This is a genomic window from Olsenella uli, from assembly GCF_016899935.1.
GTDB lineage: Bacteria > Actinomycetota > Coriobacteriia > Coriobacteriales > Atopobiaceae > Thermophilibacter > Thermophilibacter uli_B.
The window spans coordinates 1-230 of record NZ_JACJJK010000126.1 but is presented as its reverse complement, the minus strand read 5'-3'; the positions used below and the strand labels follow the sequence as shown (position 1 = coordinate 230).

The 230-nt window shown below is 48.7% G+C and carries 1 protein-coding gene; it reads left to right on the top strand.

Going from position 1 to position 230, the window contains the following annotated elements:
• Positions 1–230: hypothetical protein (locus H6A07_RS10120; protein WP_204814782.1), on the top strand; the 230-nt coding region annotated here is incomplete at both ends.

Sequence of the window (230 nt, the reverse complement as noted above, 5' to 3'; positions counted from 1 at the left end):
GAGTAATCCTATTGTCCGCACTAGCTGCATACGCTATTGAAGGGTTAGCCGTCTTTGATAACCTTTTCACGTATATTCCGCTCGCTGCAATCCTCGCTATGGCGCACACGGTCTCAATGCGTGAGAGTAAAGCCTTGGAAAAGATGCCGGAAGTAGGAGAGACAACGCTTCTTACTGCCGTTGCTCCGCTAGCTGCTGTAGTCCTCATACTTTCTGTGTGGCTGATTAAT